At 60.3% G+C, this 14,640-nt stretch carries 17 protein-coding genes; 9 read left to right on the forward strand and 8 right to left on the reverse strand.

From position 1 onward, the window contains the following. Window positions 1-99 precede the first annotated feature (99 nt). Window positions 100-1,041: a thioredoxin-disulfide reductase gene (trxB, locus tag ACR0MM_RS08840; RefSeq protein WP_170340585.1), complete on the reverse strand. Its 942-nt coding sequence runs from the start codon at window positions 1,039-1,041 to the stop codon at window positions 100-102. Between the two features lie 222 nt (window positions 1,042-1,263). Here trxB and ACR0MM_RS08845 point away from each other — a divergent pair, with 222 nt between their 5' ends. Then, entirely contained in the window at window positions 1,264-1,764 is a 501-nt protein-coding gene (locus tag ACR0MM_RS08845) for an Lrp/AsnC family transcriptional regulator (RefSeq protein ID WP_093964666.1), read from the forward strand. Window positions 1,765-1,886: 122 nt separating this feature from the next. Here ACR0MM_RS08845 and ACR0MM_RS08850 read toward each other — a convergent pair whose 3' ends face one another. The 4 genes from ACR0MM_RS08850 to lgt all read right to left on the reverse strand — a co-directional run bounded on the left by ACR0MM_RS08850 (window position 1,887) and on the right by lgt (window position 6,107). Then, window positions 1,887-2,669: a Hint domain-containing protein gene (locus tag ACR0MM_RS08850; protein ID WP_480695664.1), complete on the reverse strand. Its 783-nt coding sequence runs from the start codon at window positions 2,667-2,669 to the stop codon at window positions 1,887-1,889. A gap of 731 nt (window positions 2,670-3,400) precedes the next feature. Continuing rightward, on the reverse strand, window positions 3,401-4,159 hold the full coding sequence (gene pgeF / locus ACR0MM_RS08855; protein WP_480695666.1) for a peptidoglycan editing factor PgeF: 759 nt from the start codon (window positions 4,157-4,159) through the stop codon (window positions 3,401-3,403). Continuing rightward, window positions 4,156-5,223 carry a class I SAM-dependent methyltransferase gene (locus ACR0MM_RS08860; protein WP_480695668.1) on the reverse strand — a complete coding sequence of 356 codons (1,068 nt, stop codon included), beginning with the start codon at window positions 5,221-5,223 and terminating at the stop codon, window positions 4,156-4,158. Before ACR0MM_RS08860 ends, pgeF begins: the two co-directional genes overlap by 4 nt. Then, entirely contained in the window at window positions 5,220-6,107 is an 888-nt protein-coding gene (lgt, locus tag ACR0MM_RS08865; RefSeq protein WP_480695670.1) for a prolipoprotein diacylglyceryl transferase, read from the reverse strand. The genes ACR0MM_RS08860 and lgt overlap by 4 nt, the downstream gene beginning before the upstream one ends. Before the next feature lie 97 nt (window positions 6,108-6,204). On the opposite strand from lgt, the gene ACR0MM_RS08870 reads away from it, so the two are divergent. From ACR0MM_RS08870 to ACR0MM_RS08890, 5 genes are all read left to right on the forward strand, one after another. Further along, window positions 6,205-6,453: an accessory factor UbiK family protein gene (locus ACR0MM_RS08870; RefSeq protein WP_170357147.1), complete on the forward strand. Its 249-nt coding sequence runs from the start codon at window positions 6,205-6,207 to the stop codon at window positions 6,451-6,453. Window positions 6,454-6,775: 322 nt separating this feature from the next. Then, window positions 6,776-7,276, forward strand: coding sequence for a type III secretion system chaperone family protein (locus tag ACR0MM_RS08875; protein WP_093964674.1), 501 nt, complete (start codon window positions 6,776-6,778; stop codon window positions 7,274-7,276). A gap of 39 nt (window positions 7,277-7,315) precedes the next feature. Then, the gene (gene proC / locus ACR0MM_RS08880) at window positions 7,316-8,131 is read left to right on the forward strand and encodes a pyrroline-5-carboxylate reductase (RefSeq protein WP_480695672.1); all 816 of its coding nucleotides are present in this window, start codon (window positions 7,316-7,318) and stop codon (window positions 8,129-8,131) included. Then, window positions 8,124-8,462: a tRNA-binding protein gene (locus tag ACR0MM_RS08885; protein WP_170340599.1), complete on the forward strand. Its 339-nt coding sequence runs from the start codon at window positions 8,124-8,126 to the stop codon at window positions 8,460-8,462. Before proC ends, ACR0MM_RS08885 begins: the two co-directional genes overlap by 8 nt. Further along, on the forward strand, window positions 8,462-9,412 hold the full coding sequence (locus ACR0MM_RS08890; protein ID WP_480695674.1) for a 2-hydroxyacid dehydrogenase: 951 nt from the start codon (window positions 8,462-8,464) through the stop codon (window positions 9,410-9,412). The genes ACR0MM_RS08885 and ACR0MM_RS08890 overlap by 1 nt, the downstream gene beginning before the upstream one ends. Here ACR0MM_RS08890 and ACR0MM_RS08895 read toward each other — a convergent pair. Then, complete coding sequence (locus tag ACR0MM_RS08895) at window positions 9,409-9,987, reverse strand: thymidine kinase (protein WP_480695676.1); 579 nt, start codon at window positions 9,985-9,987, stop codon at window positions 9,409-9,411. The two genes, ACR0MM_RS08890 and ACR0MM_RS08895, sit on opposite strands and share 4 nt — an antisense overlap. Before the next feature lie 356 nt (window positions 9,988-10,343). Here ACR0MM_RS08895 and ACR0MM_RS08900 point away from each other — a divergent pair, with 356 nt between their 5' ends. Continuing rightward, on the forward strand, window positions 10,344-10,805 hold the full coding sequence (locus ACR0MM_RS08900; protein WP_093965032.1) for a hypothetical protein: 462 nt from the start codon (window positions 10,344-10,346) through the stop codon (window positions 10,803-10,805). Window positions 10,806-10,897: 92 nt separating this feature from the next. On the opposite strand, the gene ACR0MM_RS08905 is transcribed toward ACR0MM_RS08900, so the two are convergent. Both ACR0MM_RS08905 and ACR0MM_RS08910 read right to left on the reverse strand, forming a co-directional pair. After that, window positions 10,898-11,647 (reverse strand): hypothetical protein, encoded by a 750-nt coding sequence (locus ACR0MM_RS08905; RefSeq protein ID WP_480695678.1) that lies wholly within the window; start codon window positions 11,645-11,647, stop codon window positions 10,898-10,900. 192 nt (window positions 11,648-11,839) lie between these two features. Beyond that, window positions 11,840-12,964, reverse strand: a complete 1,125-nt coding sequence (locus tag ACR0MM_RS08910; RefSeq protein ID WP_480695680.1) for a beta-ketoacyl-ACP synthase III — start codon at window positions 12,962-12,964, stop codon at window positions 11,840-11,842. A 166-nt stretch (window positions 12,965-13,130) separates the two neighbouring features. On the opposite strand from ACR0MM_RS08910, the gene ACR0MM_RS08915 reads away from it, so the two are divergent. Next, the gene (locus ACR0MM_RS08915; protein ID WP_093964681.1) at window positions 13,131-13,598 is read left to right on the forward strand and encodes a MarR family winged helix-turn-helix transcriptional regulator; all 468 of its coding nucleotides are present in this window, start codon (window positions 13,131-13,133) and stop codon (window positions 13,596-13,598) included. Continuing rightward, window positions 13,595-14,632: an efflux RND transporter periplasmic adaptor subunit gene (locus ACR0MM_RS08920; protein WP_170340023.1), complete on the forward strand. Its 1,038-nt coding sequence runs from the start codon at window positions 13,595-13,597 to the stop codon at window positions 14,630-14,632. The genes ACR0MM_RS08915 and ACR0MM_RS08920 overlap by 4 nt, the downstream gene beginning before the upstream one ends. Window positions 14,633-14,640 lie beyond the last annotated feature (8 nt).

The raw sequence follows: 14,640 nt of genomic DNA on the forward strand, positions 1-14,640 counted from the left end.
AAATCTGCCGCGCTCGGGGCAAGTCTGCGTTGCCGCGCTGTGTGGGTCAAGGTGCCAGAGGAGGGCGGTACGCAGCGCAGAAGACGCTGCGCGTCGCGGTCATTCCTGTTCGGCAAGGAACCGTTCGGCATCCAGTGCAGCCATGCAGCCCATTCCGGCCGAGGTCACGGCCTGCCGGTACACATGGTCGGTCAAGTCGCCGGCCGCGAACACGCCGGGGATCGAGGTCTGCGTGGTGCCGGGTTTGGTTTTGACATAGCCGCCCATATGGGTTTCCAGCACGTCCTTGACCAGTTCGTTGGCCGGGGCGTGGCCGATGGCAACGAACACGCCTTTGCAAGGGATCTCGGTGATTTCGCCCGTCTTGACGTTCTTCACCCGCACGCCTTCGACGCCCAGTGGGTTGTCGGTGCCGATCACTTCCTCCAGCTGGTGGAACCACAGCGGCTCGATCTTGTCGTTCTTGAACAGGCGCTCCTGCAGGATCTTTTCGGCGCGCAGCTCGTCCCGGCGGTGGATCAGCGTGACCTTGCTGGCGAAATTGGTCAGGAACAGCGCTTCTTCCACGGCGGTGTTGCCGCCGCCGATCACCACGATCTCCTGTCCGCGATAGAAGAACCCGTCACAGGTGGCGCAGGCCGAAACACCGAAGCCCTTGAATTTTTCTTCCGACGGCAGCCCCAGCCATTTGGCGCGTGCGCCGGTCGCCAGGATGACGGCGTCCGCAGTGTAGACGGTGCCGCTGTCGCCCTTGGCGGTGAAAGGACGCTTGGACAGGTCCAGGTCGTTGATGATGTCGCCGATCACCTCGCAGCCCATGGCCTTGGCGTGATCCTGCATGCGCACCATCAGGTCGGGGCCTTGAACTTCGGTGTCGCCTGGCCAGTTTTCGACCTCGGTGGTGGTGGTCAGCTGGCCGCCCGGTTCGATGCCCTGCACCAGAATCGGGTTCAGCATCGCGCGGCTGGCATAGACGCCCGCAGTGTATCCGGCAGGTCCCGATCCGATGATCAGAACCTTGGTGTGTCGTGTCTCGGCCATGGAACCCCCACTCGATTATTGCCTGAGCGCCGTCGTGGGCGCCGGGCTTCGATATAGCGACAGCATCGGTCGGCTTAAAGCCCCTTCGTCTCACGCGTCAGTCATGTGGTTCCAAGGTGCCGGCTTGCCTGATCGACAGACAAAGATTATTGCGCTGGTGCGAAAGAATATTGCGCATGGCACCTGCGCTGATATAAGAACCGAAAATTTCAGGAGCACCGCATGGTCACGACACGGCTGGACGAGATCGACCGAAAGATCCTTGCAGAACTGCAGGCAGACGGACGAATGACCAATGTCGAGCTCGCAAAACGTGTCGGAATCTCGGCCCCACCCTGCCTGCGGCGCGTCCGCACGCTGGAGGAGGCCGGCTTTATCCGAGGATACCACGCCGAGGTCAACGCCCGAGAACTGGGGTTCGAAGTTCAGGTCTTTGCGATGGTTGGCCTTGAAAGCCAGGCCGAGGCGGAATTGCGGGCGTTCGAAGACCGCTGCCGAGACTGGCCGCTGGTCCGAGAATGCCACATGCTGAACGGCGAGGTCGACTTCATCCTGAAATGCGTCGCCCCCGACCTCAGCAGTTTTCAACAGTTCCTTACGGGTGAGTTGCTGACCACGCCGAACGTGGCCAGCGTCAAGACTTCGCTTGTCATCCGCGGTGCAAAAGACGAACCCGGCGTGCCGTTCGACGTATTGGAAGAACGGATGAACCGGACGGCGTAAAGCCGGCGCGTCTGGTTTGCGATGCGCATGGCGGCAGCACCGCCACGATGGCCAGAGAAATGGCCCAACTCAGTAAAATCTGCATGTTGCCCCCCAAAATGCAGTGGTGATGGTTAAAGCTGTCACGCCGTGATGGCGTCGATCTCGCCCTCCCCGGCGCGCGCCATGAGCAGCGGACCGAAATCGTGCAACGAATGGATATGCGCGAACAGGTTCAGGTAGATCGAGCGCAGCGAGTGGCTCATCATCCGGACCGCGTTCACGCCGGGATGATAGGTTTCGAACTGCAGCCCATCGACATTGATGACCGCGTGGTGCTCCAGGCAGATGTGGAACAGCTCGACCGGAGTGGGCGGCTGCGTTTCAATCACGGACATGCCGTCCTGAAATTCGGCAACGGGTGTCAGCATCGGCTGGCCACCTCCAAGATGCCTCAGATGCGCCGGTGTTGCCAGCAAGCGGGCTGCGGGGCCGGCAATGACGCCGGACAATGGTTTTTGCATGCCGAACGTGTCTGCCATAATGCGGGTCAAAGGGCGTGTCCGCCCGCGCGAGTCTTCGCGACCAGGTACCAGAGTGACCGAGCCTTTCCACAACACCTTTTCGGATGCGCCGGTCTGGGTCAGGACCGTGTCGCCCGGCATCAAGTCCTCGATGGCGACCGGGCCGTGTTCCGTCTCGACCAGAGACCCACGTGTAAAGGCGCAGAACGCGTCTTCGAAAACGGGCAGCGCCGGTGCGATGTGGCGTGTCTGCGAAACTTCCCCGCTTTTCAGCAGTGCACTCACCTCGTATCGACGCAGTTGCGCCTTCTGCTTGGTGCCTGGACGCGGTGCTTCGCGCAGCAGTGCCGAAGTGTCGACGGCATTCTGCGCGGCACGTGCCAGTGAATTTGGAATAGTCATATTATTCCGTTCCTTCCAATACGCCGAACAGGCGGGAAACATCCCCGTGCAGGCCCGCCTGACAGCTTGATTCTTTGTCTTGAAAAAAGTGCGCCACCTCCATGCGGGTACCGACGTGGCCGCGCATGGCGAATGGATTTCGCATTCGTTTGGTCAACACAATGACCCCCCAGACAAACTCGTACACTGCGAACGTAATTGTCCGCACACAAACGCCCTGAAAAACGTCGGCTGCGAATACCAGCCTCGGTTCACGCACCGGCCCAGAGCAGCTTCCGGTGCGCGTCTTGCCCTGTTGAGGCCGGCAGCTGGCCCCAGAGGGAGTTCGTATCAGCGTCGCGCGGCCAACCGGCGCACGACCCTTGCAGAGTGACTGGAAACCCGCTTCCAGGGCATTTCCGGTTGTTGGTCCCGGGCGGTCGCGACAACGGCGCGAAGAAAGCGAGATTTCAACTTCATATTCATGTCCTGCTCGATGTTCGGGGCTAAGCCCTTTTCCCTTTGTAAAGCCAATGTAACGCGTCTTTGCGGCAGCGATGTGGCTGTTCCGGGATCAATTGAGGACAAAGATGAAGTCTTGCGGCACCCCCTGAGTTCGGATGCCAGAAATCAGACGTTCGGAGAACGGATAACCATCTGAGCACTGGCAAAAATTAACAACGATTCTGATGACAGATAGACACAATAAATGTGGCGGAAAAGTGGCGCTTTCGCCTTAATTCGGCCGATCTTTACAATCGTATGGCGGAAATCAGGCGGCCGTAATCCGCCTCTCCGGCGTGGGTCGCGCGCCGGTAGGAATAGAACTTGTCGGGATCGGAATAGGTGCAATGCCGCGTCCATTCTGCCTGCCCGACGCCGGCCTGACGCAGCTTGTGAAGGCCAAAGGCCGGCAGGTCGAAATGCATCCGGTCGCCTTGCCCATTTGCAAAGAAACGCGCGTTGTCTTGGCTGTCCAAAAGGAAGTCTTCCAGAAACTCGGGGCCAACCTCGTAGGCGCGCTGCGAGATCGTCGGACCGATGACGGCGATCATATTTTTGCGGTGCGCGCCCAGCGCCTCCATGGCGTCCAGCGTCGCCTCTAGGACACCGTCCAGAGCACCGCGCCATCCCGCATGTGCCGCACCGATCACTTTCGCTTGAGGATCCGCAAACAGCACCGGCTGGCAGTCGGCCGTCAGGATCGTCAGCGCGAGACCCGGCGTTGCGGTAACGATTGCATCGGCCCTTGGCTTCTCGCCTGCAATCGGCTTGTCGACGGTGATCACGTGCGGGGAATGTACCTGATGCACGCCGACCAATGCATCCAATTCAACGCCCATGGCCTCGGCCACTCTGCTCCGGTTCAGCGCGACCGCCTCGCTTAGGTCGGACGAGCCGGTGCCGCAATTCAGTCCGCTGAAGATACCGGAAGAGGCGCCGCCCTTGCGACTGAAGAACCCGTGTCGAATCGGTGACAGCAAATCCGAGGTCAGAATTTCCAGAGTCATGTCCCAAGTCCCGATGGTGGCATCGCAGTTTTCGGGTAGAGGCCCAGCACCTTGAACAGGTTTCCCATTTCCTCGGGATGCGTCAACCGCCGATGTGCACGAACCAGTGTTTCCAGTTTTGATCCGGTCAATGCGCTGGCCAGAGATTGTGCGCGTTGTGTGATGCCCAGACGCTCAAGAAACACACCCTGAGGCGTTAGCCGCGTATGGGCGCAGCCCGTCGCGCGCGACGCCAATGCCAGCGTTTCAAAATCCACATGTGCAGTCAGGTCGGCCTGGCCCGGTGTGGCGAGCGGATCGACGTATTCGTGCCCCTTGACGGCCTGCAACGTATCGCCCAGCGAACGCCAGTCGCCATAGTCGATAACGAGAGCCATACCACCGTGGCTGCGGATGATGCGGGCCGTTTCGGTCACTATGGGAACGGCAGCCGCGCAAAGCTCGACCAGATCACCGTCCCGTGTGTCCTCGAGGCGCGTCGCCAAGGCCGCTTGTGTCGCCCTCGGGCCAAGGCCGAATGCCAGACGATCGCCCAGCAGGCCCACAAGACGTTCGCACCAGCCGTCGCCGTCGCGCAGAAACTGGCGGATGGGCAGGGCGTCGAAGAATTCGTTGGCCACAAGAAACAGCGGAAGCTCTGGGAGATCGCCCACCGAAACGATCCAGTTCGGTGCGTGCGCATCCAGGGCCTCGGCTTGAAGTCCGCGCAGAACGGGCGAGGCCTCGAGCAATACCACCTGCGCGGCGTCGTGAAACCCGGGCACGCCCCGGGTGGCCCGCAGAATATCGGCCATGAGTGTTCCACGCCCCGGGCCCAGCTCGGCCAGCGCAAATCGGCCGGGTCTGCCTTGATCAATCCAGCCCTGCGCAAGGCAAAGACCAATCACTTCGCCGAACATCTGGCTGATTTCCGGAGCGGTGACAAAGTCTCCATGTGTGCCCAACGGGTCGCGGGTGGTGTAGTAGCCGTGCGTTGGATGCAGAAGACATTCGGCCATATAGTCCGCCACGCTCATCGGCCCGTCTTGCCGGATGCGGTCGGTCAGATGGCCAAGCAGGCTCATGCCGCCCGCCGTGCCCGTAGGGCGAACCACAAGCCGACTGCGATCATCGGCAGAGATAGAATCTGGCCCATCGTCAGGCCGTAGCCGCCCACATGCCACGCAAGTCCAAGCGGGTTTCCGGCCGAGACGAATTGCGCATCGGGTTGACGAAAGAACTCGACGATGAAGCGCGAAGCGCCATAGCCCGCCAGAAATACGCCCATGATGCGGCCGGGCCAATGAAATGCGCCGCGCCGATAGACCAGCCACAACAAAAGCAGGCCCAACAGCACGCCTTCCAGTGCAGCCTCGTACAACTGCGACGGGTGGCGGGCGCAAAGCCCAGCAGCGACATTGCCGCAGTCCTGAGCTGCTGCTCCGGGAAAGATCACCGCCCAGGGCAGTTCGCTGGGTCGGCCCCAAAGCTCGGCATTGACGAAATTGGCCAAACGGCCAAGCAAAAGGCCGGGGGGAACGGTATGGGCGATCAAGTCGGCCAGTGAAAGCAAGGGGGCCGAATGGCGTCGCGCGAAGACCAGCGCTGCGGTCACCACACCCAGAAGGCCGCCGTGAAAGGACATGCCACCCTGCCAGACCTTCAGGATCTCAAGCGGGTGGGACAGGTAGTATTCGGGCTGATAGAACAGGACAAAGCCCAACCGCCCGCCGATGATGACCCCCAGGATGATCCAGGTGATCAGGTCCTCCAACTGGTCCGGTCTCAGAGGAGGGGATTGATCCGGCCACAAAGCGGGACGGCGCACCGCTATCACCGCCATGCGCCACGCGATCAGGATGCCCGCGATATAGGCCAGCGCATACCACCGCAGCGCGAACTCGATCCCGAAGGCGGAAATCGAGAACAGCTCGGGCGACAGATCGGGGAAATTCAAAACAGCTTGCATGTGCGTCTCATTGCCCGGGGTTGGCTGACCAAGTCAACCTTGAGACTGGGCTCTCTATCCCCCATATAGAAGGCATTCGCGATTCCGGAGTAGACACATGCAAACCCGCAACAAGTTTCTGGACGATATGTCCCAGTTGATGACCAACGCAATGGGCGTGGCGCAGGGTGCGCGGGAAGAGGCTGAAACGGCGATGAAGTCCTTGGTCGACCGCTGGCTGGCGGATCGCGACTTTGTAACGCGAGAAGAGTTCGATGCCGTCCGCGCGATGGCCCAGAAAGCGCGCGAAGAAAACGCGGCGCTGGAAGCGCGGATCGCCGCGCTTGAAACCAAGCTGGACAAATAAGCCCAGCCGTAGATCGGCATTTCAGAATTTTTGGCAAGACCCTACACCGCTCAACCCGCGCTGGGTTTCGCAGTGTGGGGAGTCTCGCCGCATTGTAAAAATAAATCAAGGCAAAGCTGCAGGGTGCGCCAATATTTTGGTGGCCGTTGCCAGCTGTCCACAACTTATTGCTGTTATCCCCAAGAATGGGGGTTGCCAGAGTCCCAGCCACAGCGCACCATATTTAGTACAGGCCTATGGGGGAAGCCCGGCTTGTAGAGCAGGCAACTAGCGCTGGGGCGCTGCCAGCCCCGAAATGCTAGGTATTAAGTGAGGTGGCACCATGGCACTTTCCGAGCAGTATTTCGAAGAAGACATTCATCCGATTGATATTGTCGAACATCTGGCTGAACACCACGATTGGGATTTCGACCGGATCGGAGACGATCAGATCGCCATGGCGGTCGAAGGACAGTGGCGCACCTACTCGATCACGCTGGCCTGGTCCAACTATGACGAGACTCTGCGGATGGTCTGCTCGTTCGAGATGGAGCCGCCCGAGGACCGGGTTTCCGATCTCTATGAATTGCTCAACCGCATGAACGACCAATGCTGGGCCGGCGCCTTCACCTACTGGGGCAATCAGAAGCTGATGGTCTACCGCTACGGCCTGGTGCTCAGCGGCGGGCAATCGGCCAGCCCCGAACAGATCGACACGATGATCACCGCCGCGGTCCTGAGCGCCGAGCGTTACTATCCTGCGATCCAGTTGGTAACCTGGGGCAACCGTACGCCCGAGGATGCGATGCAAGTCGCCATTGCAGAGGCTTACGGCCGCGCGTAAAGCTTTGCCCCAAACCGCAAAAGCAGGGGAGGGGCAATCATGGACATGTCACGCGTTGCGGATCAGGGGCTGGTGCTTCTGGGATGCGGAAAAATGGGGTCGGCCATGTTGGCCGGCTGGCTGGAACATGGCCTGCCTGCCGCATCAGTATGGGTGATCGACCCTAACCCTTCCGAATGGCTCAGGGCGCAAGGGGTCAATATCAACACCCCACTTCCTGAAAGACCTGCCGTCGTGTTGGTTGCCGTCAAACCTCAGATGATGGGTGAGGCATTGCCGGCAATTCAGGCGTTGGGGGGCGGCGGCACCCTGTTCATCTCGGTCGCCGCCGGAACTTCCATCGCCACGTTCGAGCGTGTTCTGGGTGCTGGTACTCCGATCATTCGGGCCATGCCGAACACGCCTGCGGCGATCCGGCAGGGCATCACCGCGCTGATTGGAAATGCCAGCACGTCGGGCTCTGACATGACCCTGGCCGAAGATCTGCTTTCGGCCATCGGTGATACCGTGCGCCTGCAGGATGAGGCGCAGATGGACGCGGTCACTGGTCTCAGCGGCTCTGGCCCGGCCTATGTCTTTCATTTGATTGAGACTCTGGCTGCCGCCGGTGAGGCGCAAGGCCTTCCGCATGATCTGGCCATGCGCCTGGCCAAGGCGACCGTCGCCGGGGCAGGGGCTTTGGCAATAGCGTCCGAGGAAGACCCCTCGCAATTGCGCATCAATGTCACGTCACCCAACGGCACGACGCAGGCAGCGCTGGAAGTCCTGATGCATGAACAGGAAGGGTTTCCAAACCTGTTGCACCGTGCAGTAAAGGCGGCAACCGATCGATCCAAGGAGCTGTCCGGTGAGTGAAATTTCCTTCGACGACTTCCTCAAGGTCGACATCCGCGTAGGAGAGGTCATCCGGGCCGAACCCTATCCCGAGGCGCGCAAGCCCGCGATCAAGATGTGGATCGACTTCGGCGACGAGATCGGCGAGCGCAAGACCTCGGCGCAGGTTACCGCGCATTACACGCCCGAATCCCTTGTGGGCAAACAAGTGCTGGCCGTGGTCAATTTCCCGCCGCGTCAGATCGGACGGTTCATGTCCGAGGTTCTTGTTCTGGGTCTGCCGGACGAATCGGGCGAGATTGTTTTGATCGGTCCTGATGGCAAAGTTCCCGTGGGCGGGCGGATGCACTGATGAAGCTGTTGATCACCCGACCGATGACCCCCGCGGTCACGGCCCGCGCGCGGGATGAGTTCGACGTCGATATCCGAGATAGCAACGCACCGCTCAGCATTGATGAGATGGCGCGCGCATTGCGGGACTACGACGTGGTCGTTCCGACTTTGGGTGATGTCTTTTCGGCAAATGTCTTTGAAATGGTCACGGCTCCGCGGTGCAAACTGCTGGCCAATTTTGGGGTGGGTTTCAATCACATTGATGTGGCGGCAGCGCAGGCTGCTGGTGTTCGCGTGACCAACACACCGGGGGCGGTCACGGATGCAACGGCGGACATTGCAATGACTCTGCTGCTGGCAACGGCCCGCCGCGCGGGCGAGGGTGAACGGCTGGTCCGGTCCGGCAATTGGCAGGGCTGGCACCCGACCCAGATGCTGGGACAGCACGTCACCGGAAAATGGGTCGGAATCATCGGAATGGGACGGATCGGGCAAGCCATTGCCCGGCGCTGTCATTTCGGATTCGGGATGCAGGTCAGTTATCAATCCCGCACGCCCAAGGATCTGGATTTCCCTGCCGAGTTCGTTCCCGATTTGGCGGCCCTGGCTGCTGTGGCCGATTTTCTGGTCGTCGCCGTCCCCGGTGGTGTTGACACCTTCCACCTCATAGACGCTTCGGTTCTTTCAGCTATGCGGCCGTCGGCCATTCTGGTCAACATCGCTCGCGGAGAAGTCGTGGACGAAGCTGCACTGATCCATGCGCTGAATAACGGCCAGATCGCCGGGGCCGGGCTGGATGTCTACGAGTTTGAACCCGCCGTGCCGCAGGCGCTGCGCGAGATGGAGAATGTCACCCTGCTGCCGCATCTGGGCACTGCGACCGAGCAAGTGCGCACGGATATGGGGCACATGGCATTGGACAATGTGGCGGCTTTTGTCGCCGGGCGACCGCTGCCAAATCTGGTCTAACTGCCCACTGCCTCGCGCCAGTGTTTCCGGCAGAGTGAAACATAGGTCTCGTTTCCGCCGATCTGCACCTGCGCGCCTTGGGTGATGGTTTTTCCGTTTTCGTCCTGACGGATCACCATCGTGGCCTTTCGCCCGCATCTGCAGATGGTGCGGACCTCGCGCATTTCATCGGCCAGGGCCAGCAGAGCCGCTGATCCTGGGAACAGCTTGCCCTGAAAATCCACCCGCAACCCGTAGGCCAGAACCGGTACTTTCAGGTCATCCACCGCACGAGCCAATTGCCAGACCTGTTCTTCGGTCAGGAACTGCGCCTCGTCCACAAAAACACAGGCCACTTTCCCCTGATCAAGACGATCTTGGATCATCGCGAACACATCGTCGTGGGGAGTGAACGTATCGGCCTGTTCCGAGATTCCGATCCGCGATGCGATGCGCCCCTGGCCCGCGCGCCCGTCAATGGCTGCGGTCATCAGATAGGTGTCCATGCCGCGCTCGCGATAGTTGTGCGACGCCTGAAGCAGCACCGTGGACTTGCCTGCGTTCATGGTTGAGTAGTTAAAGTACAGCTTGGCCATGGGCTGGGTCTAATCGGCTCACGCAGCGCGAGCAAGTCGTCAATGTCCTGAAACAAATCGACGCCGCCATTGCAGTCGCAGAGGCCGAGCAGATGCTCTTGGGGATGGATAACCCCGCTTCCGCAACAGCGACACCGCCGGCCACGAAATGGCCGAAACAGCGCAGGGCCTGAAATACTGCCCCGCAAACACTCTTTACCGGCATTAACTGCCGCCACTCACTCACAAAACCCCCGCATATCTGAGGGATAGCCAACATATGACATTTCAATTATGACTCGAGTATGGGAAATTTCCCCTCCCTTTCCCCGGTGCGGACAGCCGGGCAAGAGGGCGCAGCGAACAAAGGTACAAAAATGGCAGATATCGGGGCCTATCTGAAAAAGCACACCGAAGCTTTGGTCAAGGACGTGGGGATCGAGGCAGCATGCGAGATCACAGGGAAATCCAAGGCCACATTGGGCCGGTATTACTCCGACAATCCCGAGCACAGTGACCGGTTCATGCCGGTGGATGCGGTTGCACGTCTGGAAAACGCGGCCAGCTACCCGCATGTGACTTCGGCCCTGGCGGACCTGAAGAACATCACCTTGTCCTATGATGAGCGCAATTCGACCGGTACGCGCACCGGGGGCGTCAATTCGGACGTGATCGCACTGAGCCAGCGGTTTGCGATGCTGATGACCGAATACCAGGCCGCGATCGAAGATGGCATCATTACCGTCAACGAAGCCAAGCGTCTGCTGAAAGAAACCTCGTTGTTGCAACAGGTTCTGATCGAGATGAAATTGCACCTCGAAGAGGAAAGCGTCAGCTGATTTAGTTTCCCGGCAAGCCGTCAAGGGGCGGTGAAAAAGGCGATGTGCGCATCGCCTTCTTCAAGCTGAACTGAAGTAGCTCTTAGCCTTTGTCAGTTTTCGTCGTTGTTGGCATTGTTCCCGCGTCCGGGGCTTGAGCCTTCGGGCCCATTTCCGCCCCCGTTGTTGCCTTTGCCGCCGCCATTGTTGCCCTTGCCGCCGCCTTTCCCGTCACCGTTGTTGCCTTTGCCGCCGCCGTGACCGCCACCCTTGCCGGGCTTGCCGCCGCCCTTGCCGGGTTTGTCTCCACCCTTGCCGGGTTTGCCACCGCCATCGCCGGGCTTGCCACCGCCATCGCCAGGCTTGCCGCCGCCGTTGCCGGGATCATCATTCCCGCCGCCGTTGCCCGGATCGTCGGATCCGCCATCACCGGGGTCATCGTTCCCCCCGCCATTGCCGGGGCCGCTGTTTCCGCCGCCCGACCCGGATCCGCCGCCGGCGGATGGGCCGGTGCTGGATGCGGGTTGAAACCCGCTGGGGTCGTTTTCGCGGCCGTCAAAGCTGTTGGCGTTGGAAATCGATCCGGTCGGCAAATCGCTCAGCAGATTGGCCAGCCCCGGACATTGCTGCGAGGTATTGGCAAGAACCGACCCGAAATCTGCCCGTTGTTGCAGATGCGAGAGGAAACTGGGCGTAACCTGCGAACAGCCGCAAAGGGCCGCATAGTCACCATTGTTGGCTGCGATCCGTGCTGTGTTGGCGTTGCAGACCTGGGGCTCGGCCATGGCCGCGCTGGCTGCAGCAACCCCCAAAAACGGGGCGACAACCCAGGCCGCCATTCCTGACTTAGAACTCTTGAACATGGCGCACCTTTCTTAACCTAGCGTCACCTGACATGCGGAATTGCATGGCCTTCCAGATGGAGGCCGCGGGTTAAGTTGCGCTGTATCAATTCTGAAGAAGTTTTCAGGAATACAAAACCAGTCCGCCTGCGCGGGCGAAATATTCGAGGTTATCGCTTGTTGCGCCGGACGTGGATCGGCGGCGCCGGCGTGTCAGGCGTGGCGTTTGACGATGACGGACCCCACCGAATATCCTGCACCGAACGAGCAGATCAGGCCGACATCGCCATCCTGAAGATCGTCTGAATATTTGGAAAAGGCGATGATCGACCCGGCGGACGATGTATTGGCATAGTCCTGCAGGATGTTGGGCTGTTCGCCCGGCTCCGGCTCTCGGCCCAAGACCTTTTTGCCGATGAAATCATTCATCGTCTTGTTGGCCTGGTGCAGCCACAGCCGCTTGAGATCGCCGCTTTCGATCCCTTCGGAATCCATGTGGTCGCTGATGTGTTTGCTGACCATCGGCAGCACTTCCTTGAATACCTTGCGACCGTTCTGCATGAACTGCATGTCGCGGCGGTCGGTCAAACCATCTGGGCGCGTGCGCCGCAGAAAACCGTTATTGTTGCGGATGTTGTTCGAAAACTCGGTCGCGCAGCGGGTCGACAGGATTTCGAAATGCGGGCCCTTTGCATCCTCGATCCGCTCGATCAGCGTGGCGGTGGCCACGTCACCGAAGATAAAGTGGCAATCCCGGTCGCGCCATTCCAGGTGTCCCGAGCAGATCTCGGGGTTGACCACCAGCGCCGCCCGTACGGACCCCGACCGGATCATGTCGGCCGCGGCCTGAATGCCGAACGTCGCCGAAGAACAGGCCACGTTCATATCGAACCCAAAACCAGCGATGCCCAACGCGTTCTGGATTTCGACCGCAATGGCGGGATAGGCGCGTTCATGGTTCGACGCGGCACAGATCACCAGATCGACATCCGCCGCCGTCCGACCTGCCTGAGCCAGCGCCTTTTTGCAGGCGTCCAGCGCCATCTCGGTCATAATGCCCGGCTCATCATCGCTGCGCTGGTGCAGCAGGGGATGCATCACGTCCGGGTCCAGCACACCGGTCTTGTCCATGACGTAGCGGTTCTCGATGCCCGAGGCCTTGACGATGAACTCTTCCGAGGAGTGCTGCATCGGCTCCATCTCGCCCGCGGCGATGGCATCGGCGTTGGCAGCATTCATCTTGTCGGCATAGGCGTTGAAGGCTTTGACCAGCTCGGCATTGGTGATGACGTTTTCGGGCGTGAAAACCCCGGTACCGGTGATTGCGGGCGTGTACATGTCGGGTCCTGAATGTTTCGGATTCGCCCAAAATGCAGTCACAGCGCCCTCAGATCAAGAGATGTTGACCCAAGGGAACGGCATAGGTTTGCGCAAATTCAACTTCACATCTTGAATAGTTCGGAATCCGAAGTATATCACCGCTCGACTCGTGCGGAGAGCATCCATGACCAAAGACATCAGTGAACGGCTGGCCCGACTGACCCCTGAGATCCAGGCGATGATGGGCGTCTATGCGCTGTACTGGAAACTGGAAGAGAGTTTCGGCTGCATCGATACCGATCTCAGCCATCAGGAATGCCATATGTTGATCAAGTTGGATCAGCCCAAGCGGATGGGAGTGTTGGCGGCCGACATGCTGACCGTGCCGTCGACCATTACGGCCACCGCCGATGCGCTTGAGGCGGCCGGTTATCTGACCCGTCAGCAGGATCCCGATGATCGCCGTGCGTGGTTGCTGGTGCTGACCGACAAAGGTGCCGAAGCCCGCAACATGCTGGTCACCACCGCCGGAGAGCTGTTTCACCGTGCCTCTGGGTTGGATGACGAGGAAACTGCTCAATTTGCCCGGCTTGCCCGCAAGATCCGGGACAACATTCTGAAAACGGGAATACCCGAGGGATTGACGAAATGAAGCTGCTGACTTCGCTGGGCCTCGCCCTTGCCGTACTGGCCGCACCGCTTGCGGCGCAAGACGACACCAAGCCTGTGAAACTTATGGTGGTGCATGAGACCGCTCCCGGATTCTCACGCCAGTTCTTCGGGCGCGTGGCCGCGCGGCAGACTGTCGATCTGGCGTTTCAGGTCGCCGGACAGATCGTGGAACTGCCCGTCAACGAAGGGTTCCAGGTGCCCAAGGGCAGCCTGATTGCAAAGCTGGACCAAGAGCCGTTCGAACTGGCACTGGAACGTGCGCGTCTTCAGAAGGATCAGGCTGACCGCACCGTGGCCCGCCTGTCGCGCCTGCGGGGGACGACTGCAAGCCAGGTCGCTGTCGATGACGCTGAAACCGCCGCCCAACTGGCTGCAATCGCGGTGCGTGACGCCGAGTACAACCTCGAGCACACGACTCTGACCGCGCCGTTCGATGCGCTGGTATCGCGGCGTGAGGTCGAGAACTTCACCACCGTGGCCGCCGGAACGCCGATCGTCCGGATCCACGATCTGTCCGAATTGAGGATCGAGGTCGATGTGCCCGAAATCCTGTTCCAAAGGACCAGCCAGGAAGATGGCATTTCCATCACGGCGAAATTCCCCGCAAGTGACGAAGTCTTCCCGTTGGAAATCCGCGAATTCGACGCCGAAACTTCGAGCGTCGGCCAGACGTTCCGGATTCAGTTCGGCCTCACGCCGCCGGAAGACTTGCGGGTGCTGCCCGGATCGTCGGTAACCGTCAATGTCCAGGTCGATGACAAACGCACTGGCATCATCGTTCCTCCGACCGCGATTGTCGCCGACGCCGAGGGCAATCTGGGCGTTATGGTCTTTTCGCCGGTCGGTGCAGATGTCGGCACCGTACGGCGTGTTCCCGTGACCATCGAACCAACCCAGACAGGTGACGTCCGGGTTCTGACCGGATTGTCGGACGGCGACGAAATCGTGGTGGCCGGTGGGTCCGTTCTGACCGATGGGCAGACCGTGCGCCGCTTTGCCGGCTTTGCGAACTGAAGGGGGCG

The organism is Ruegeria sp. BC6 (genome assembly GCF_056539185.1).

Coding starts and splice junctions, on each gene's coding strand:
- pgeF (WP_480695666.1), bottom strand. CDS start 4,159: ATGACTCTGGAAATTCTGACCTCGGATTTGCTGTCACCGATTCGACAC.
- ACR0MM_RS08860 (WP_480695668.1), bottom strand. CDS start 5,223: ATGAGCCTGCTTGGCCATCTGACCGACCGCATCCGGCAAGACGGGCCG.
- proC (WP_480695672.1), top strand. CDS start 7,316: ATGGACATGTCACGCGTTGCGGATCAGGGGCTGGTGCTTCTGGGATGC.
- ACR0MM_RS08890 (WP_480695674.1), top strand. CDS start 8,462: ATGAAGCTGTTGATCACCCGACCGATGACCCCCGCGGTCACGGCCCGC.
- trxB (WP_170340585.1), bottom strand. CDS start 1,041: ATGGCCGAGACACGACACACCAAGGTTCTGATCATCGGATCGGGACCT.
- ACR0MM_RS08850 (WP_480695664.1), bottom strand. CDS start 2,669: ATGACTATTCCAAATTCACTGGCACGTGCCGCGCAGAATGCCGTCGAC.
- ACR0MM_RS08900 (WP_093965032.1), top strand. CDS start 10,344: ATGGCAGATATCGGGGCCTATCTGAAAAAGCACACCGAAGCTTTGGTC.
- lgt (WP_480695670.1), bottom strand. CDS start 6,107: ATGCAAGCTGTTTTGAATTTCCCCGATCTGTCGCCCGAGCTGTTCTCG.
- ACR0MM_RS08915 (WP_093964681.1), top strand. CDS start 13,131: ATGACCAAAGACATCAGTGAACGGCTGGCCCGACTGACCCCTGAGATC.
- ACR0MM_RS08845 (WP_093964666.1), top strand. CDS start 1,264: ATGGTCACGACACGGCTGGACGAGATCGACCGAAAGATCCTTGCAGAA.
- ACR0MM_RS08920 (WP_170340023.1), top strand. CDS start 13,595: ATGAAGCTGCTGACTTCGCTGGGCCTCGCCCTTGCCGTACTGGCCGCA.
- ACR0MM_RS08870 (WP_170357147.1), top strand. CDS start 6,205: ATGCAAACCCGCAACAAGTTTCTGGACGATATGTCCCAGTTGATGACC.
- ACR0MM_RS08875 (WP_093964674.1), top strand. CDS start 6,776: ATGGCACTTTCCGAGCAGTATTTCGAAGAAGACATTCATCCGATTGAT.
- ACR0MM_RS08910 (WP_480695680.1), bottom strand. CDS start 12,964: ATGTACACGCCCGCAATCACCGGTACCGGGGTTTTCACGCCCGAAAAC.
- ACR0MM_RS08895 (WP_480695676.1), bottom strand. CDS start 9,987: ATGGCCAAGCTGTACTTTAACTACTCAACCATGAACGCAGGCAAGTCC.
- ACR0MM_RS08905 (WP_480695678.1), bottom strand. CDS start 11,647: ATGTTCAAGAGTTCTAAGTCAGGAATGGCGGCCTGGGTTGTCGCCCCG.